General features: G+C 59.9%; 16 protein-coding genes. 10 read left to right on the top strand and 6 right to left on the bottom strand.

What is annotated here, in order from left to right; translation table 11 throughout:
* Positions 1-103: 103 nt before the first annotated feature.
* The gene (locus AC1RO5_RS23070) at positions 104-331 is read right to left on the bottom strand and encodes a DUF6555 family protein (protein WP_493177856.1); all 228 of its coding nucleotides are present in this window, start codon (positions 329-331) and stop codon (positions 104-106) included.
* A gap of 145 nt (positions 332-476) precedes the next feature.
* On the opposite strand from AC1RO5_RS23070, the gene AC1RO5_RS23065 reads away from it, so the two are divergent.
* The 3 genes from AC1RO5_RS23065 (at position 477) to AC1RO5_RS23055 (ending at position 2519) form a co-directional block, all read left to right on the top strand.
* Positions 477-1265, top strand: a complete 789-nt coding sequence (locus AC1RO5_RS23065) for an AraC family transcriptional regulator (RefSeq protein WP_493177854.1) — start codon at positions 477-479, stop codon at positions 1263-1265.
* A gap of 95 nt (positions 1266-1360) precedes the next feature.
* Entirely contained in the window at positions 1361-1534 is a 174-nt protein-coding gene (locus AC1RO5_RS23060) for a DUF1427 family protein (RefSeq protein ID WP_493177853.1), read from the top strand.
* A 28-nt stretch (positions 1535-1562) separates the two neighbouring features.
* The gene (locus tag AC1RO5_RS23055; RefSeq protein WP_493177852.1) at positions 1563-2519 is read left to right on the top strand and encodes a quinone oxidoreductase family protein; all 957 of its coding nucleotides are present in this window, start codon (positions 1563-1565) and stop codon (positions 2517-2519) included.
* Positions 2520-2611: 92 nt separating this feature from the next.
* Here AC1RO5_RS23055 and AC1RO5_RS23050 read toward each other — a convergent pair whose 3' ends face one another.
* Positions 2612-3646, bottom strand: a complete 1035-nt coding sequence (locus tag AC1RO5_RS23050; RefSeq protein WP_493177850.1) for a purine-nucleoside phosphorylase — start codon at positions 3644-3646, stop codon at positions 2612-2614.
* A gap of 24 nt (positions 3647-3670) precedes the next feature.
* Positions 3671-4627 (bottom strand): nucleoside-specific channel-forming protein Tsx, encoded by a 957-nt coding sequence (locus AC1RO5_RS23045; protein WP_493177848.1) that lies wholly within the window; start codon positions 4625-4627, stop codon positions 3671-3673.
* A 468-nt stretch (positions 4628-5095) separates the two neighbouring features.
* On the opposite strand from AC1RO5_RS23045, the gene selD reads away from it, so the two are divergent.
* Together selD and mnmH are read left to right on the top strand one after the other, a co-directional pair.
* Positions 5096-6130, top strand: a complete 1035-nt coding sequence (selD, locus tag AC1RO5_RS23040) for a selenide, water dikinase SelD (RefSeq protein ID WP_493177846.1) — start codon at positions 5096-5098, stop codon at positions 6128-6130.
* Positions 6130-7233, top strand: a complete 1104-nt coding sequence (mnmH, locus tag AC1RO5_RS23035) for a tRNA 2-selenouridine(34) synthase MnmH (protein ID WP_493177844.1) — start codon at positions 6130-6132, stop codon at positions 7231-7233. The genes selD and mnmH overlap by 1 nt, the downstream gene beginning before the upstream one ends.
* Positions 7234-7278: 45 nt before the next feature.
* On the opposite strand, the gene AC1RO5_RS23030 is transcribed toward mnmH, so the two are convergent.
* Positions 7279-7953, bottom strand: a complete 675-nt coding sequence (locus tag AC1RO5_RS23030; protein WP_493177842.1) for a histidine phosphatase family protein — start codon at positions 7951-7953, stop codon at positions 7279-7281.
* A gap of 307 nt (positions 7954-8260) precedes the next feature.
* Here AC1RO5_RS23030 and AC1RO5_RS23025 point away from each other — a divergent pair, with 307 nt between their 5' ends.
* On the top strand, positions 8261-8968 hold the full coding sequence (locus tag AC1RO5_RS23025) for a glutathione binding-like protein (protein WP_493177840.1): 708 nt from the start codon (positions 8261-8263) through the stop codon (positions 8966-8968).
* A gap of 23 nt (positions 8969-8991) precedes the next feature.
* Positions 8992-9834 carry a PhzF family phenazine biosynthesis protein gene (locus tag AC1RO5_RS23020; RefSeq protein WP_493177838.1) on the top strand — a complete coding sequence of 281 codons (843 nt, stop codon included), beginning with the start codon at positions 8992-8994 and terminating at the stop codon, positions 9832-9834.
* A gap of 43 nt (positions 9835-9877) precedes the next feature.
* On the opposite strand, the gene AC1RO5_RS23015 is transcribed toward AC1RO5_RS23020, so the two are convergent.
* Positions 9878-11407, bottom strand: coding sequence for an FAD-dependent oxidoreductase (locus tag AC1RO5_RS23015; protein WP_493177837.1), 1530 nt, complete (start codon positions 11405-11407; stop codon positions 9878-9880).
* 177 nt (positions 11408-11584) lie between these two features.
* Here AC1RO5_RS23015 and AC1RO5_RS23010 point away from each other — a divergent pair, with 177 nt between their 5' ends.
* Positions 11585-12679, top strand: a complete 1095-nt coding sequence (locus tag AC1RO5_RS23010; RefSeq protein ID WP_493177835.1) for a DUF1615 domain-containing protein — start codon at positions 11585-11587, stop codon at positions 12677-12679.
* Positions 12680-12760: 81 nt separating this feature from the next.
* The gene (locus AC1RO5_RS23005) at positions 12761-13381 is read left to right on the top strand and encodes a glutathione S-transferase N-terminal domain-containing protein (RefSeq protein ID WP_493177834.1); all 621 of its coding nucleotides are present in this window, start codon (positions 12761-12763) and stop codon (positions 13379-13381) included.
* A 78-nt stretch (positions 13382-13459) separates the two neighbouring features.
* Here the strand turns inward: AC1RO5_RS23005 and AC1RO5_RS23000 are convergent, their stop codons facing one another.
* Positions 13460-13900, bottom strand: a complete 441-nt coding sequence (locus tag AC1RO5_RS23000) for a CBS domain-containing protein (RefSeq protein ID WP_007939416.1) — start codon at positions 13898-13900, stop codon at positions 13460-13462.
* A 485-nt stretch (positions 13901-14385) separates the two neighbouring features.
* Between AC1RO5_RS23000 and AC1RO5_RS22995 the strand changes: the two genes are divergently transcribed.
* Positions 14386-19170, top strand: a complete 4785-nt coding sequence (locus tag AC1RO5_RS22995) for an NEL-type E3 ubiquitin ligase domain-containing protein (RefSeq protein WP_493177832.1) — start codon at positions 14386-14388, stop codon at positions 19168-19170.
* Positions 19171-19199: the final 29 nt, after the last annotated feature.

Here is a 19199-nt window from a genome sequence, read left to right as displayed (position 1 = left end):
CCCCCCCCCCCCCCCCCCCCCCCCCCCCCCCCCCCCCCCCCCCCCCCCCCCCCCCCCCCCCCACGCCTGGCTCCTACATCTATGGTTACCCCCTTTTTAATACTCAACTCGTCGGTCGCCAGGTCACGTTCTCGACGCCGAATTTCTCCGCCACCGGTTTGCTGGTTTTTTGCACCCGCTCACGGCCAAAACGCGGGATCCGGCCCACTCCGGCGTCGCAACTTGCCCAGTGCCAAGCCTCTGCATTGTCCATTTTGTCCAGGCGGATGATGAAAGACTTGGGCTTGCCATGAAGGGTGTATTCAATGACGAAAAGTTTTGCATTGTTCATAAAGCCTGTATTCCTCCCTGTTGTAATAGAAGGATCGTTGGGCGCGCGGAAAATTCCGTCGGATTGTCAGTCGGTTACAGTGACTGGCGACACGCCGCACGCCTCGCTACCATGGAGCCTTTCCGTCCCCCAATGATCCTAGCCTATGGCCAAGGCCGCGCCGCCTGATTTGAGCGACACCGATGTGCCCGTGCAACCGCTGGCACGTACTTACCCGCGTGGGTTGTATATCGAGCCTCACGAACATGTGTGGGGCCAGTTGCTGTACGCGATGAGCGGCGTGATGTGGGTCGAGACGCCCCATGAAGCGCTGGTGGTGCCGCCGCAACGGGCGGTCTGGCTGCCACCGGGTGTGCCGCACGGGATTCGCGTGGTGTCTGATTTGCAGATGCGCAACATCTACCTGCGGCCGTCATTGGCGGCGACGCTGGACGACAGCGTGCAAGTGATTGAAGTCGGCGGCTTGCTGCGCGAACTGATCGTCGGGCTGGTGGAGCAGGGTGACGACGGTGCCCCGGATTACTACGACGCGCTGGTCGGCCTGGCATTGCTGGAGCTCAAGCGCGCCCGGCGTTCAACGCTGAAAATCCCGCTACCGGATGATTCCGACCGGCGACTGATGAACCTGTGCCAGGCGGTCATGGCCTCACCGTCGCTGGACATTTCCTTCGAGCAACATGCCGAAAATGCCGGTGCCAGCGTGCGCACCCTGGCGCGGCTGTTCAAGGACGGCTTGGGCATGGGCTTCGCCGAATGGCGGCGGCAGGTGCAACTGGCGACCGCGGCGGCCGAATTGATTCAGGGCGTACCGGTCAGCGCGATTGCCCGGGAGCTGGGTTATTCGCCGAGCAGCTTCAGCGACATGTTCCGCCGGGAACTGGGCGTCGCGCCTTCGCAGTTTTGCGTGAGCCAGCAACGGGGCGCAGGCGCGTAAAAAGCGCTTTGGCCGACATTCAGAAGTACTTGGCCGACGCCCGTGGCAACCTCTCTCTAGACTCTGCGCATACCCCTTATGCCACGGAGTCTGTCATGAACTACCTTATTTCGTTGGGTATCGGTCTGGGCGTCGGCCTGCTCTATGGCGCGCTGGATTTTCGTTCCCCCGCACCACCGGCCATCGCGCTGGTGGGCTTGCTGGGCATGCTCGCCGGTGAACAGTTGTGGCCCGTGGGCCGGCAACTGGTCGCGGGCTGGATCTCCTGAACCCTTTATCCATTTGGTGAAAATGCCCATGAAAGCACTGCAATTCGACAAAACCGGCGACCTCTTGGCCCTGCGCTACGTTGAGGTTCCCACCCCCGTTCCCGGCGCTGACGAAGTGCTGGTCCAGATCAAGGCGGCGGGGCTCAATCCCAGTGATGTGAAAAACGTACTGGGGCGCTTTCCCTACACCACGTTGCCGCGGATTCCCGGGCGCGATTTCGCTGGCGTCGTCGTTGAAGGCCCGCAGGCGCTGATCGGCCAGGAAGTCTGGGGCACCGGCCGGGAGCTGGGCTTCTTTGCCGACGGTTCCCACGCGCAATTCGTCAAACTGCCGGCCAATGGCGTGGCGCTGAAGCCGACGCATCTGAGCTTTGCCCAGGCCGCCAGCCTTGGCGTGCCGTACACCACGGCGTGGGATGCGCTGGAACGCAGCCTTGTCACCACCGGAACGCGGCTGTTGGTGATCGGCGGCGGGGCGGTGGGCAGCGCGGCATTGGCGCTGGCCAAAGTCCGGGGCGCCCAGGTACTGGCGGCGGCGCGGCGGCCGGAGCAGGTCAAGGATTTGCAGTCTCAGGGTTATCAGACACTGCAACTGGATAAACCCGAAGAGCTGGGGGCACAGGTCAACGCGGTATATACCGGCGGCGCTGACGTGATCTTCGACACCACCGGTTTCTGGCTGCCGGCCTCGGTCCCGGCGCTGGCCGCGTTCGGCCGCATCGCAATCATCGCCGCGCCGGCCGATGGGCACGTGCAATTGCCGGCCCTGGCGCTGTATCGCAAGGGCGGTTCGGTGGTGGGGATCAATTCGTTGCTGTATGGGGTTCAGGCGTGTGCGGCGATGCTCGAACAGTTCGGAAACTTTTTCGATCAGGGCCTGTTGCCGTTGCCGGAAGGGTTAGTTGAATCGCCGTTGGCCGAGGGGCTGGAACGGTATGCCGAGGTGAATCAGGGCAGCGGCGACAAAGTGATTTTGTTGCCGTAAAGAGCTTCGCGGGCAAGCCTCGCTCCTACGGGATTGGTGTCGATTTCCCCGTAGGAGCGAGGCTTGCCCGCGAAAGCGTCCTCAAATCAAACTCAAGCTTCGGGAACGCCTTTCTCCCAAGCCGACCAATTCTTCAGAATCTCCTGCACCAACGGATTCCCCGTGCGGTACAGGTTCTCCAGTGCTGGCACAAACCCGCCCTGATCGGCGTATTTGAGCAGGTTATCCACCTCGCTCTGCCCCGGCGCCGGTCGGTCGAAATCCGAACCGGCGCGCACTACCGCCAAACGCCGGACATCCACCAGACCTTCGCGACTGGCCCGCAGCAGTGCCTCGTAGGTGGAGTTGTCTTCCTGCTGAGTGGTGCAGTAGACACCTTCGTTGTTGGTCAGCAACCGGGTCCAGACTTCCGCCCGTTCACTCAAGCGCGTCCCGGAAAACCAGGTATTGCCCGCCAGTGTGTCGCACTGGGTCACCACCGGCGGCTGATTGGCCGGGGCCGACGGGTACTTCAAGCGCCACGCCGCCGATTCCTTGCTCTCGCTCAGTTCGACCTTGTGGCTCAGGGCGAAGGCCTTGGCCTGTAGCTTCGGATTGAGTTCGAAGACTTCGGTCTTGTAATCCAGCGGCGGTTTTTCGTTCGGGCCTTTGGTGTTGATGCCCAGGTAACCGGTCGGCCAGTCTTTCGGCGCGTCCCGGGAGTCCAGTTCCCACTGAGTGCCGAACTCCACCAGGTAGTGCGCCCACGCGGTGGTGCCGATGGTGCCGTGTTTTGGGCTGATGCCGGCAATCCCGGCGATCAGGAAGTAACTTTTGCGCAGGTCGAATTTTGGCGACAGCGCCAGGGCCAGGGTCGAGGCCGCCGCATTGGTCTGGCCCATGCCGGTGACCATCAGGCACACCTGTTGGGTGTTGCAGCGAATGTTCGGGTACTCGGCGGACAGGCCCGGTACGCGCACTTCTTGTTTGAGTTCCAGGCGATCGATCCAGTTCTGCGCCTCAGGGGCGAACATGGTGATCAGCATCACTTTCGGCTGGATTGGTGCTTCTACCGCCCAGACAGAGGAAGAGAGCAGGGTGCTTGCCGCAAAGCCGACAGACAGGGAAAGACGCGTCATTGCTTTCATAAAACCTCCTGATTCAAATGAGCCTTAAAACTGATAGCCGACACCGGCGTAGTAACCCCAGCCATTGGAACGGGCGCGGAAGTCGCCGTCGCCGAAATTCAACTCACTGCCGTCCTCCCAGTTGCCGCCGTTGTGGAAGTAACGGCCGACCAGGGTGAAACGCAAGTGGGTGAAGGCGTAGAGCAACACGTTGGTGGCCACGGTGGCGTTGGCGGTGCGGGCCGGGTTGTCTTTGTGCAGGTCAGAGCCGAAGTCGAAGTTGGTGAAGCCGATGTAGGTCAACGAAGCGCCGTTGCTGAAACTGCTGATGGGCACGATGTATTTGAGCTGGGCGCGGTAGCCGTCCCACGAATACTCGTTGCTGGCTCCGTAGTTTTCCCACTGGTAGCGACCGTAGAAGTTGGCCGACAGGTTGACCCGCGAATGGGTGTCGATGTCGGTGCCGAGACCGCTGTACAGCGTGTTGGCGCGGTTGGCACTGTTGCTGCCGTGATCGTAGATCCAGTCGAACGCCACGTACCATTCCTTGAACGGCCCGACGGCCAGGCTGCGGCCGGCCAGGTAGTCGATGGAAATCCGCGGTTCGTGTTCCATGAACACTGGCGAGCCGTGATCCCACACGCCTTTGTCATGGCTGTTGCCGATGTCGAAGATCTTCGGAATGTCGATGTAGCCGTACAACTCGAATGGCCCCTTGCGGCCGAAGTACTCGTATTCCAGGTAGATATCGTCAGCCGGTTGCGGGCCGAAACTGATGTCCTTGCTGCCGATGACGGTCAGGTCCTGATTGAACCAGTCCGACAGGTACGCGCCTTTTTTCGGTGGGCTGGCTTCAGGGCTGAGGGCTTCGCCCTGGGCGGATTCTTCGGCGGTGGCCGGTTGGGCCAAAACGTGGCTGCTGAGTAGTCCTGTAACGCTGACCAGCAGCAAGGAAACAGCAAAAGTGCGTGAGCGAGTCACGCGGCTGGAGGTGCAATGCATTAAAAGTCCCTTTTCGTGCGGATCCAAGTCCCGGTGGTACGGGCTTGCGCGGTTAAGTGGCGAACAGGCCGGTATCGGCGACTCGCAAACGTTTGCACAAGGCATACCAGTTTTTTCAATACGCTGAAAAATAGGAGAAATTGGCGGTTTTGCTGTCCTTTCGGTCAAGGAATTCGGGGGTAGGTAAAAGGAATGGAGTTCGGGGCGAAGGGGATCTGGACAGGACGTGCACCAAAGTGGTGTCACTTGATCTGTGGCATGAGCTTTTGTGGCGAGGGAGCTTGCTCCCGCTCGGGTGCGAAGCACCCGCAAACCTGGCGGACAGGGATTCCCTGAAACACCGTATGCAAGGTTTTGGGGCTGCTGCGCAACCCAGCGGGAGCAAGCTCCCTCGCCACAATGGATCACTGCTCCTACAAATGGGGGTTGCTGTAGAATCCAGGGCATTGACCTCACAAGGTGCATCCCATGAGCGAGCCGATTCGTCTGACCCAGTACAGCCACGGCGCAGGCTGTGGCTGCAAGATTTCACCCCAGGTGCTGGAGGTGATTCTGGCCGGCAGCGGGGCGCAGAACCTGGACCCGAAACTCTGGGTCGGCAACGCCTCGCGCGATGACGCGGCGGTGTATGCCATCGATGAAGAGCGCGGCGTGGTGTCGACCACTGACTTCTTTATGCCGATTGTCGACGACCCATTCGATTTCGGCCGTATCGCCGCCACTAACGCCATCAGCGACATTTACGCCATGGGCGGCGATCCGTTGATGGCGATTGCGATCCTCGGCTGGCCGGTCAATGTGCTGGCGCCGGAGATTGCCCGGGAAGTGATTCGTGGCGGGCGTTCGGTCTGCGATGAAGCGGGAATCCCCTTGGCCGGCGGCCATTCCATCGATGCACCTGAGCCGATCTTCGGCCTGGCCGTGACCGGGCTGGTGGAAAAGCGCCACATGAAGCGCAACGACACCGCCACCGCCGGATGCCTGCTCTATCTCACCAAACCCTTGGGCATCGGCATCCTCACTACCGCCGAGAAGAAGGGCAAGTTGCGTAATGCCGACATCGGCCTGGCCCGCGACTGGATGTGCACCCTGAACAAACCCGGCAGCCGTTTCGGCAAGCTCGACGGCGTAACCGCAATGACCGACGTCACCGGTTTCGGCTTGCTCGGGCACTTGGTGGAAATGGCCGACGGCAGCAACGTGACCGCCCGCATCGGCTATGACCGTGTGCCGCGCCTGCCGGGCGTCGAGTATTACCTCGATCAGGGTTGTGTGCCCGGCGGCACGCTGCGCAATTTCGACAGCTACGCCGGCAAGGTCGGCCGTCTCCAGGAGTTGCATAAACGTGTGCTCTGCGACCCACAGACCAGCGGCGGTTTGCTGATTGCAGTCACGCCCGAAGGCGACGCAGCGTTCCTGGCGGTGGCGGCCGAACTTGGGCTGGCCCTTCAGCCGATCGGCGAGCTGGTAGAGCGACAGACCCACGCGGTTGAGGTGGTTTGATGTCCAGAGACTTCACCGATTACCGCGACATCTTCCTCAACGACCGGGCGATGATGGATGTGCGCGCGCCGGTCGAATTCCTCAAGGGCTCATTCCCCGGCGTGGTCAACCTGGCGCTGATGAATGACCACGAGCGGCAACGGGTCGGCACTTGCTACAAGCAACACGGTCAACAAGCGGCCATCACGCTGGGGCATCAATTGGTGACCGGCGCGATCAAGGCCGAGCGCATCCAGGCCTGGGCCGACTTTGCCCGGGTGCATCCGGATGGCTATTTGTATTGTTTTCGCGGCGGGCTGCGTTCGCAGATCGTCCAGCAGTGGCTCAAGGACGAAGCGGGCATCGACTATCCGCGCGTCGGTGGCGGCTACAAGGCCATGCGTACGTTCTTGCTCGACACGCTCGAGCAGACCGTTGCCCAGTGCGATTTCGTTTTGCTGGGCGGAATGACCGGCACCGGCAAGACCGAGGTGCTCACGCAATTGAGCAACGCGCTGGACCTTGAAGGTCACGCCCATCATCGCGGCTCCAGCTTCGGCAAACGCGCCACCGGCCAACCTTCCAACATCGACTTTGAAAACCGCTTGGCCGTGGACGTGCTGAAAAAACGTGACGGCGGTATCGAGCAGTTTGTGCTCGAAGACGAGAGCCGCGCGATCGGCAGTTGCGCGCTGCCGTTGCCGCTGTATCAGGGCATGCAGCAGTTTCCGATGGTCTGGCTGGAGGACAGCCTGGAAGGGCGCGTCGAGCGGATCCTGCGCGATTACGTGGTGGATTTATGCGCCGAGTTCACCGAGGTGTATGGCGATGAAGGCTTCACGCTGTTTTCCGAGCGGATGTTGGCGAGCCTGAACAATGTCCAGAAACGCTTGGGCGGCGAACGCCATCGGCGGATGTTGAGTTTGATGGAAGATGCGCTGGCGGAACAGGCCAACAGCGGTGCGGTGGACTTGCACCGGGGCTGGATCGAAGGGTTGCTGCGCGAGTATTACGACCCGATGTATGTGTTTCAGCGGGAGAAGAAGGGCGTGCGGATCGAGTTTGTCGGGGATCGGAACGCCGTTCTCGAATATCTGCGGGAGCGGGGTAAACAGCGGGGGTGATGTTGTTTTTGCTGGCCTATCGCGAGCAGGCCGGTGCCCGACGGCTTACGTCGGACAAGTCTCCCGACCGTTATCCAGCCCTTGCTTGTAACTGTGGCTCTGCAGGCTGGCCTTGCCGTTGTGCCAGGTCAGTGTGAGCACGTACAGCGAGTCGTAGTCGCTGGATGCCCAGTCATCGGTGATGTGCTGTTTTGAGCCGACGGCTTCCCCGGCGACCTTGTTGATCAGCTCGGGCAGGTAGCCATGGGACCAGGCGGTATAGATGATCGAGTTGTGATACTTGTCGCGAAGCAGCTCATCGGCCAGGTCGCTGGTGTCGTTGGCCGAAAACTCGATGTTTACCGGCAAGCCGAGCTTGATCGCGCTGGGGCTGATGGTCATCAGGGGGCGAATGTAACTGTAGGAATTATCCAGTTCGCCTTCCTCGACATTGCGCGTCGGGTTGGCGGCAAACACGTAGTTGGCCTTGCCGAATTTTTCCGGCAGCAAGGTGGCCAGGTCGATGGCGCGGTTCAGGCCCTGGCAATTGAGCTGACCCAGGCCGCCGGCCGGTTTTTCCGCGTGACGCAAAAACACCAGCGTCTGTGTACCGTCCACCGGTTGGGCGCGGCTTTCACTGGACTCCAGCGACAAAAACAACGCGCCGGCCGCCAGCAGAGCGGGCAGGAAGATATAAGCGCAATGTTTGAAGCGGTTGGTGAATTTCAAAGGACTCATCATCGAATAGGTGTTCTTCAGCGCATTCGGTTAAGGCTGACAAACCTTGACACCGCAAGCTCCGAGCATAGGGTGTTTTCCATGTCGTTGACCCGGTCCATTTCTAACAGGGCAATGCTCAGAGTCCGCTGACGCCCTTTTGGTTCGATCCGAGCTTCGATCCGAGCGAGGTGCCTGGCACTTTAGCGGCAACCTTGAACGGATTGGGGGAAAGGTTATCGACAGGATGTTTCGGATTTATGGACACAGTACACATCGTAGCCCCGTCCCCTTTATGATCTTCACTCCGATTTTCCCGTGGAAGCTCCCGATGACCGACTTGTCTGCATTTCCCATCACTCGAAAGTGGCCGGCCCAGTATCCGGAGTGGATCCAGCTCTATTCCTTGCCAACGCCCAATGGCGTCAAGGTTTCGATCATGCTCGAAGAAATCGGGCTGCCCTACGAGCCGCATCGTGTGGGCTTCGACACCCAGGATCAGCTGTCCCCTGAGTTTCTGTCGCTGAACCCCAATAACAAGATCCCGGCGATCCTCGACCCCCACGGCCCGGGAGATCAACCGCTGGCGCTGTTCGAATCCGGGGCGATTCTGATTTACCTCGCCGACAAGAGCGGGCAACTGCTGGCCCAGGAGTCGGCGGCGCGTTACGAGACCCTTCAGTGGCTGATGTTTCAGATGGGCGGTATCGGGCCGATGTTCGGCCAGCTCGGTTTCTTCAACAAATTCGCCGGCAAGGACTACGAAGACAAGCGTCCGCGTGATCGCTACGTCGACGAAAGCAAGCGCTTGCTCAACGTTCTCGATGACCGCCTGCAAGGGCGCGACTGGATCATGGGTGAGCGCTACACTATCGCCGACATCGCGACCTTTCCGTGGGGGCGCAACCTGATCGGCTTCTACGAGGCCGGCGACCTGGTGGGCATCCAGAATTTCCCCAACGTCACCCGCGTGCTGGAGCGTTTCCTGGCGAGGCCGGCGGTGATTCGCGGGCTGGAAATCCCCAAGCAATCCTTTTGATTCCCTCATCACCAAGGCAGGCAATGAGCGCGTTCGCTTTCAAGCAAGTAGATGTTTTCAGCCACGTCGCGCTCAAGGGCAACCCGTTGGCGGTGGTGTTCGGCGCAGACAGGCTCAGCGATGAACGCATGGCGGCGTTCGCGAACTGGACCAACCTCAGCGAAACCACGTTCGTGCTCGAACCTCGAGACCCCCGGGCCGACTATCGGGTGCGTATCTTCACCACCCTGCAAGAGTTGCCGTTCGCCGGTCATCCGACGCTGGGCACGTGCCATGCCTGGCTCGAGGCCGGTGGCGTGCCCAAGGGTGAGGAGATCATTCAGGAGTGCGGTGTCGGCCTGGTGCGGGTGCGTCGGCAGGGAGCGGAGCTGGCGTTTCTCGCGCCACCGCTGCTCAGGTCCGGCCCGGTGGACGCCGAGCTGGTCGAGCGCGTGCGGCTGGGCCTCGGATTGGCGCAGGGCGCAATTGTGTGCACGCAATGGGTCGACAACGGTGCCGGTTGGCTGGCGGTGATGGTCGAAGACCGCCAGCAGGTGCTGGGCTTGCAACCGGATCATTCGCAGATGCTCGGCCTCGCCGTCGGTGTCATCGCGCCGTGGCACCCCGAGCGCGATGGTGCTGACGTGCAGTTCGAAGTGCGTGCATTCATCTCCGGCGACGGCATGCCGGAAGACCCGGCCACCGGCAGCCTGAACGCCGGCATCGCCCAATGGTTGCTCAGCGAAGGGCTGGCCCCGGCGTCTTATGTCGTCAGCCAGGGCCTGACCATGGGCCGCGCCGGGCGGATTCGGGTGGAGCAGGTGGGGGATGAAATCTGGATTGGCGGTTCTGTGGCGACGTGTATCACAGGGACGCTGACGATCTAACGATGGACCTGGCCCTGGCCGGGATCTAAAAATCAAAAGATCTTCAGACGATAAAAGGCCGTATCCCATGATCGCGGAAATACCGTTCGATCACCTTCGGATCGGCGCTGTAATCGGCGATCGCCACATAGGTATCCGGCCGCAGCAGGTAAAACCCGTTGCGCGCCAGCCCCACGGTTTCAAACACCGGTCGCCAGTCGAACACCTGTAATGGCAGGCGATGCTCGTTGCACCAGGCGATCATCTCGTCGCTGGTGTCGCCATACACATGCACCTGCCAGGTCAGGTATTTCAGCGATTCGAAGTTATCCCATTCTCCGTCGTGGGCCCAGGGCAGGCGATCACCGCCGTGAATATGGCCGGTAACGCCCTCGCTCAAGGGCATGCCACGATAGTTGAGGGTGGTTTGCGACACCGTGCGAAACATGAACTCTCGGACCGCCTCGAACGAGATCATTTTCGGGATCAGAAAGGGTGCCACACGCATGCGCATCACGTCGGCAATTGGCCCATCGGCCGTGACGAAGTTGAACACCCGGTCAGTGGTCGCCACCAGACGCAGGGCAAAGGCGATGCGTTCGGTTTCATAACTGTCGAGCAGTTTGGGCGTGGCGCTGCCGCTTAACACCGCCGCGAGCTTCCAGGCCAGATTAATCGCGTCGCCAATCCCGGTGTTCATGCCCTGGCCACCCGCCGGGCTGTGGACATGGGCGGCGTCACCTAACAGAAACGCGCGTCCGGTGCGAAAGTGATCCGCAACACGGTGATGCACGCGGTAGGTCGAGAACCAGTTCACCTGATCGATCTGCAGCTTTAGATTCTCGATAGCACGGCTGCTGACGTCTGCAAACTGCAGGGTTTCGGCGCGGTCGGCGCGTTCATCGCGAACCGTGCCGATCAGACGGGCGCGACCTTCGCTGGACAAAGGAAAAATGGCGAGGAAGTCGGCTTCGTCGAGGTCCACATGCAGTTCGCCGTTGAACGTCGGGCCGCGGGCCTGCACATCCGCCACGTAGAAAATCTGCTGGTAGGTGCCCCCCGGGAAACCGGTGTCCAGGGTTTTACGCACAATCGAGCGGGCGCCGTCGCAGCCTGCAAGGTAACAGGCCTGACAGGTCTGCTGCTGGCCATCGGGCAAGCGCAGCGTTGCAGTAATGCCGTCGCCGGTTTCCTCGAAATTTTGCAGTTCGGTGTTGCGTTCCACCGTAATGCCGAAGGTCTCCAGACGTTCGATCAGCAACTGTTCGTGCTCGTCTTGCGGATAGATTTCCAGGAACGCATAGGGCGTCAAACCCTCGCCGATGGTGCTCAGCGGCAGGTGTGCGACCGGTTCGCCCTTGACCCAGAAATTCGCGGCGCACACTTTATGGCCGTTCTGCACCACGGCGTCGCTGAGGTCGAGCTGGCGGTATAGCTCCAGCGTTCTGGCCTGTACTGCCAACGCGCGTGAGGTGGTGCCGGGGGCCGAGGTCTTGTCGATGATCCGTACCCGAATTCCCAGTTTGCTCAGCCACAGCGCCAGGACCAACCCGGTCGGGCCGGCACCGATGATCAGCACGTCGCTACGGTTCATGAGCCTGTCCTCCTCGGTGTGTGGATCAAGTATGGTTCAACCGGGGGGCACTCGCAGGCTCGACAGCTGCTACGGCGAACGAGTTGCTACGGAACAGGGAGAGGGCGGGATAGTCATAGCCTGCGCCATGCCATTGATCGTATGGTTAACCCGGCTCAACGGATTTGATGGAGCACCATGCAAGCCAATCGATTGATCATGAGCGTGGCCGCGCTGTTGGTACTGGCCGGTTGCGGCACTCAGCGCCCTCAGGAACCGCCGGCCCGCAAGCCTGCCGAGGTCAAGGCCGAGATCGTCAGCCTGCTGCCGGCCAAAACGGTCGACCGCCAGGGCTGGGCCACGGACATCTACGCGGCGTTTGCCGCGCAAAAAATTGCGCCGACCACGCAAAACCTGTGTTCGGTACTCGCGGTCGCTGAGCAGGAATCGACGTTTCAGGCTGATCCGTTGGTGCCAGGCCTGGGCAAGATCGCCCGGGATGAAATCGACCGCCGCGCCGATAAGGCCCACATCCCCAGCCTGCTGGTCAGCGCTGCCTTGCAGGTGCGCTCACCCAACGGCAAAAGCTACAGCGATCGACTGAATACCGCGCGCAGCGAAAAAGAGCTCAGCGCGATTTTCGATGACTTCATCGGCATGGTGCCCATGGGCCGGACCTTGTTCGGCGGGTTCAACCCGGTGCACACCGGCGGGCCGATGCAGGTCAGCATCGACTTTGCCGAGCAGCAGGCGCGGGATTATCCCTACCCGGTGGACGGCTCGATTCGCCACGAAGTGTTCACCCGTCGTGGTGGCCTGTATTTCGGTATCGCCCACTTGCTCGGTTATCCGGTGAGCTACAAGCAGCCGCTGTATCGCTTCGCCGATTTCAATGCCGGTTGGTACGCCAGCCGCAATGCAGCGTTCCAGAACGCGGTAACTCGTGCAACGGGTATCCCGCTGGCGCTGGATGGCGATCTGGTGCGCTACGGTTCGATCATGCCCGGCACCACGGAACTGGCGGTGCGCACCCTGGGCAAGCAGTTGGACATGCGCAACCCGACCATTCGGGATCAACTGGAGGAGGGTAAAAGTCTTCAGTTCGAGGACACCACGCTCTATCAGCGGGTTTTCGCTTTGGCCGAACAGGCCGAAGGCCGGCCATTACCCCGGGCGGTGTTGCCGGGGATCGTGCTGCAAAGCCCGAAGATCACCCGCAAACTCACCACGGCGTGGTTTGCCAAGCGAGTCGATGAGCGTTATCAGAGCTGTATGAGGCGTGCGGGAGGGTAACCGGGCAAGCTCGCTCCCACAGGGTTCGCGCGCATTCTTTGGCATCTGCTACAAAGAGAGAGTCGCAGAGGAGATTTAGTCATGTACCAGCTCTATGGGTATCAGAATTCGGGTGCGGCCGCCATCGAAGCCGCGCTGGAACTGTGCGAGGTTCCTTATCGCTTCATCGACGTATCATCGTCCCCGGAGGCGGTGCATGCGCTGGAGAAGCTCAACCCGCTCAAGCAGGTTCCCACTCTGCAACTGCCCGATGGCGGCGTTCTTGCCGAGAGTGCGGCCATCCTGATTCACCTGGGCCTTACGTTCCCGGAGTCGAACCTGTTGCCGGAAAACCCGATCAAGCGCGATCAGGTGATTCATGGTCTGGTGTACATCGTCAGCAATTGCTACAGCGTCATCGGCATCATCGATTACCCCGAGCGCTGGCTGGGCGAGGCGGACGAGTCGTCCCGGCAAAACCTCATGGCCGGTGCCCGTCAGCGCCTGCACTGGAATTGGGAGGTGTTTGCCGATCAATTCGCCGGCAAGTTGTACCTGGGCGATGGAAAGCCGGGCGCACTGGATATTCTGGCGGCGGTGGTGACGCGGTGGGCGGGCACCCGGGAACACTTGCGCGTTGCGCGGCCGGGGTTCTTTGCCTGGCTCGAACGCTTCGACCGCCACCCGGTATTGGCGCCGGTCTTCTCGCGGCATTGGCCATAGGAACACATCAAACCAATGTGGGAACGAGCCTTTGTGGGAGTGGGGCTCGCCACAAAAGCCCCCTCGCACAGTGTGAAATCACTCCCCGCGGATGTACTGCTCCAGCTGTCGAATCAGTTCAGCCTGCTCGGCAATAGCTTCCTTGACCAGGTCGCCGATCGACAGCAAGCCCATCAGCTCACCGTCCTCCACCACCGGCAAGTGCCGCAGGCGTTTGTCGGACATGATGCCCATGCAGGTTTCGACGGTTTGATGGGTGTCCACGGTGATCACCGGCGACACCATGATGTCGCTGACCGGTGTGCCGACGGAGGAGCGCCCCTTGAGCACCAGTTTGCGCGCATAGTCCCGCTCACTGATGATGCCGACGACCTTTCCATCTTTCAGGACCGGTAACGCGCCGACGTTTTTTGCGGCCATCACCATCAGCGCTTCCAGCACCATTTGATGAGGCGCAATGGTGTGGACTGCCTGATTCTGTTGGGCCTTTAACTTGAGCAACTGGGCGACGGTTTTCATGACGGCTTCTCGGGTGTTGTCGTTGTCCTTGAAGAATCGTAGAGACACGCTCACAGAGCAAGGCGCAAAGCGGCAGATAACACGCAAATAGCGTCATTCAGTGATTTTTCTTTCGTAAACCTCCCGATCCGTCGAGAGAGCGTCGGTTGGCCGGATAGACTGAGGCCTGTAGGGCGTTCAGTTTTGTCGCGTGTCGATCCGGGAGCCCAGGTAATGGGGGCGTATGGATTTTTTGGTTAATACCTTGAAATAGAGAGAGGGAAATCGAATAAAGAAGTTCGGGTAGGCTCGCACCTCCAATAAGTCACGGATGACTCGTCATTATGTTTGATGCTCTAACGGCTGCTAGATCTACGCAGCGTTCACTTCCTGAGTCTATGACTCAGAGTCCGCACACACCTTTCATTGCCCAGTCTCTTCCAGACTGGCTATTGAGCACCCGTGCAGAAAATCGCGTCGCTTTAAAACAGAATGTCGGACCTGCCATGCCCTGGTATGACAGGGCATCGGCGCAATTACGTGGAGAGATGAAAAGGGCGTTTGAGGACAGTTGGGTATCACAAAACGAAACTGATAAAACCCTGAACAAAATTCAGGAAGTCGAAACGTTCGCAGAACAGCTTTTAATCACTGCACTGAAGGACAAGTACGGCATTACCCTGGATGTCAAAGCGACCTACCTGCGGCTTTACTGCCCCAAGGGCATTGTCGTCGGGTTTGATGTGCGGACGCTGTCGCTGCTTGAGGCCTCGCTGCATAACTTCGAAGTTAAAGAAACCCGAGCGGGTTATTTCGACAGGGCGAGTGACTTCATTACGAAGCCTTCTGCTTCCGGGCAATTCGACGTCGTGCCGATCAAACATAAACTGTCTGTCGAGGCCTTTGCAGCGCTGTGTCGTGAACTGGATATCGGGGCTCGATACCAAACTTACTTGAAGGTGTTCATGGGCTTCACCAACCCGGTGGCGAGGGCGGTGTTACAACATAAAGTACAGACCAGCCAACAGGATGCGTTGCGTGCGGCCAGTGTTCTGGCGCTCATGAAACAAGACATCGATCACGAAACTCACCGCCTGCTGTTGAATCTGGTTGCGGGGCATCAAGCACTGACTTTGCGCGGCACACCGATGTACCGCTACGAGTTGACGATGATGGATACGGCCCTGACAGGCATTGTTCTGATTGCGGCGGACCTCGATCGCAGCCGTCAGCTCGAACAAGTCATCGCCTATGTCCCCCATGATCCGGAGCATCCGGTCAAACAATACCCCTCGCTGGCCAGCTTCTACAGAGAGCTGATCACTCAATTACGCGTACCTGAGTATCAGCGCTTTTTCAGCCGGTTTGTCCCTCACCAACAGCGGGGCACCTTCTTTTTCCAGCTCAATAACCGGCTTTCAAGCATTCAATGGCATGCATCCTTGCCGTTTGAGCAAAAGCCGGCGTGGCGTGAGGAGCCGAATATCAATCCTGATTTGCGGATGACCTATCTGCGAAACAGCGGTGACTTCTGGACCCATGACTTTCACCAGAAACTGAACAAGATCCTCGATGATGCTCGGGCTATGGCGGTCCCCACTGACGATGAGGATGAAAAATCTCGTTGGGCGCGTTGGGATAGTTTTCAAAAAGTTGCCGTCGCCGTTCTTGAAGTGGCCACTTTTGTGGCGACGCCCTTTGTACCGTTGCTTGGCGAGCTGATGCTGGCCTATACCGCCTATCAACTGCTTGATGAAACGTTCGAAGGGATTGTCGAGTGGTCAGAAGGGCAGCGAAGCGAAGCCGCCGGACATTTGATCGGTGTGGCTGAAAGTCTGATCCAGTTGGGCGCATTCGCGGCAGGAGGCAAAGTAGTGGGCACCCTGTTGCCGCTCAAGTCGTCGCCCTTTATCGAGGGCATGAGGGTCGTAGAAATGAGCGATGGCCGGTCGCGGTTATGGGAGGCGGATCTGGGGCGCTACGCACAGTCGGTTACCCTTGACGAGTCTGTCCGGCCGGATGAAAAGGGTATTTATCGACATTCCGGGCAGGAGGTGCTGCCGCTCGAGGGCAGGCAGTTTGTGATTGAGCCTGATCCAGGATCGGATCAGTACCGCATCCAGCATCCCCGTCGACCCGACGCCTATGCCCCCCGTCTTGTACACAATGGCGTTGGTGCGTGGACGCATGAGGCTGAGCGCCCTCAGGCCTGGCAGGGCGTCACCCTGATGCGACGCCTGGGACATCGTCTCGATTCGTTTTCCGATCAAACCCTGGAGCAGATCCGGATCGTCAGCGGTGTCGACGACGCGGTATTGCGCAAACTGCATGTCGAACATGAGCGGCCGCCGGCCTTGCTGGTGGCAACCATCAAGCGTTTTACCGCTGACCAGGAGGTTAAAACCTTCATCGAGCGGATGAGCAGCCATGATCCGCAGGTGTATGGTCAGGCCGATGTGCAGACTCAACTGGAACTGCTGACGCGTCTTCGCACGTGGCCGAAGAACCGTACTGTGCAGTGGCTCGACGCTCAAGACAAGGTGCTCTGGCAATCTTCGCCAGACCTGGGCGAACCGATAATCAAGGTCAGATCCGGGCAGGCCGGTTACCACGATCTGCCCGCAACGATGCTGTCCCAACTGCAGGAACAGGAGGTCAAGACGCTGCTGGATGAAGCGTTTGGCAATGGAACCATCGCCCTGGATGTGCGGGCGGCCAGACTGCGTGCGCTCATCGCCGCGGCGGCCAGGGAGCAAAAAACGACCTTGGTGGATGCTCGCTTCAGACTCGATGAAGCACCTGTCGGCCCTGACGTTGCGACGCACGTTGAATGGTTGCGTAGCGAGTTTCCGCAAATGCCGGGTGCCATCATGGATGAGTTGCTGGTCGGTATCACCGAGGCGGAACAAACACAGATGAGCGATCGACAGCATTTGCCGTTGCGTCTGCGCCAGGAGGTCCGCATGGCGATGCGTGAATGGCGGATTGTCCGGGCGTACGAGGGGTTGTATTTACCGTCGAGCGCGAATCTGGATACCAGTCGGCTGGCGTTGCACAGTCTTGAGCGACTGCCAGGCTGGTCGCCCGAGGTGCGCATCGAGATTCGCAACCAGTCGTTCGAAGGGCCGCTACTCGACAGTATCGGGCCGGAGCATGCGTCCATTCGCAAAGTGCTGGCGCGAACCCTGGAGAACACCTTTCAGCCCCATGACGAAGTGGGTAATACGCTGCACGGCGCCGACGATTTCTATACCGCCCTGTTACAAGCCTTGCCCGACGCCGCGCGCAGAAAACTGGGCCACGAAATCGGCCAAGGCATCCAATTGCGACAGACATTGCAGAACGCACCGCTGACGCATGCGGCGTTGCGCGAAATTCTCCCGGATCCCTCTGTTCAGCAGGTTTTGGACACCGCGGCCGCAACACGTTTGCGCGAAGCGGTTCAGGGATATGCGCGGATCAGTGAACCTGTGCTCGGTACGGGGGAGACGTTGAGCCTGGAGGACCGGTTTAAAGTGCTATATCCGCAGGCAACTGCGCAGACGTTTGCCGACTTTGTCCGTTTATCCGGCTCGCAGACTCAGGCGTTGGGGGGCATTGGCGAACGGGAGTTGGAGTTCGAGGAACTGACCAAAACGCTGGATAGCTGGGTGGCGGTCGAGAGAGGCGAGCTTCTGCCCATGGATCAGCGCTACCACAAGGGGCGTTTTGCCAAAGCGATCAAGCAATGCTGGCAGGCGGCACAAATATCGGGGCCGGACGGCTACGCCCTGGATTTGAATTTTCACTGGACGAGTGATTTTCTGGAGTGTCTGCCAGCGTTGAACGCTGATTTCCGGCATGTCAGTTCGCTGCAATTCCGCCATGTCGAATTGCGTACTGATATCACCGGTTTTCTTGGTTATTTTCCCAATTTGAGGGCGCTGGATTTGAGCGATAACGCGCTGGTCGCCGCCCCTCGCTTGCAAGAAAGTCTGCCAGTGCTCGAGCATCTGAACCTTTCCAATAACCAACTGACGCTGACCGCTGACAGTGCGGCGGATCTGGCCGGCCTGACCCGTCTGCAAACGCTGAGACTGGCCGGTAACCCGGCGCTGTCGCAGATGCCGGATATCAGCAGGATGGCCGAATTCTACCTGTTGGATCTGCACGATACCGGTATCACGGAGTGGCCCACCGGCCTGCTCACGCAGCCGCGACCGCGCGCCTTTGAACTGGATCTGCAGGGCAATCCGATCGAACAGGTTCCCCAAGTGACACCCGGTTCGGAGCAGGCACGGCTTGTTGCCCGCACCCGTTTGAGTCGCGACCGGTTGTCTGATCAAGGTCGTGAACAATTTCAGAGCTATATGCGCTCGGTAGGGTATGACCCGGCACGCAGTTACCCGCCCAAGGGCGAGGAGACCAGTGTGCACTGGCTGGAAGGTTTGTCTGACGTACAACGAGAAGGCAGGCAAGCGAGCTGGGATGAGCTTGAAGGGGAGCCGAATGCCCAGGGATTTTTCGAGGTGCTGGAGCAACTCACCGACTCAGCCGATTACGTCGAGCAAGCCAGCCGCCCCGGGCTGACACAACGAGTGTGGCGCATGCTCGATGCCGCTGCCCGGGACACCCCGCTGCGCGAAGAGCTGTTTCGTATGGCGAGCAACCCTGATTCCTGCGCTGCCGCCGGTGCGCAGATTTTCAATGAAATGGGGATCAAAGTACTGGTTCACGAAGCGTATCTGGCCGGCAGCCCTGAGCAGGTCGAAACCAGCCTGATCAAGTTGGCGAAGGGCAAGTCCCGTCTGGATCAGGTCAATGAAATCGCCCGCGCCACCGTCCAGAGCCGATTGCAGGCCGGTGAAAGCTTTATGGCGGTCGATGAAGACGGGGACGTCACGGGTACCATTGATGAGGTGGAGGTTTATCTGGCGTTTCAGACCGGCCTGGCGGATCGGCTTGATCTGCCATGGCAATCGAGAGGGATGTTGTTCCGGGAGATGGCCGAGGTGAGTGATGCGCAGATAGACCAGGCGTATGAATCGGTTTTGACGCTCGAGGCGGGTGAGGGGGGGCTGAACCGGATCATTGAACAGCGGTTCTGGCGCAAGTACCTGAAGAGTCGCCACGCGCAAGCGTTTGCGCAGAATTCGACGGTGTATAACGCCAGATCAGAAGAGCTGCTCAATCGGCATTTGGCGGGCAGCGTCTCACAGCAGGAGTATGAGAGTGAACTTCTTGAGTTGGCCGAGGGGCGTGAGGGGTTGTTGAAGGCCTTGACGCTGGAGGTGTTGAAGAGGGTGCAATAGCCCTGCGCTGAAACAAGTGGCCGGCCTGT

The sequence above is a fragment of the Pseudomonas sp. GW822-FHT02G04 genome, assembly GCF_058802085.1.
Note: the sequence above shows the minus strand (reverse complement) of the source record. Positions and strands in the feature narration are given on the sequence as shown.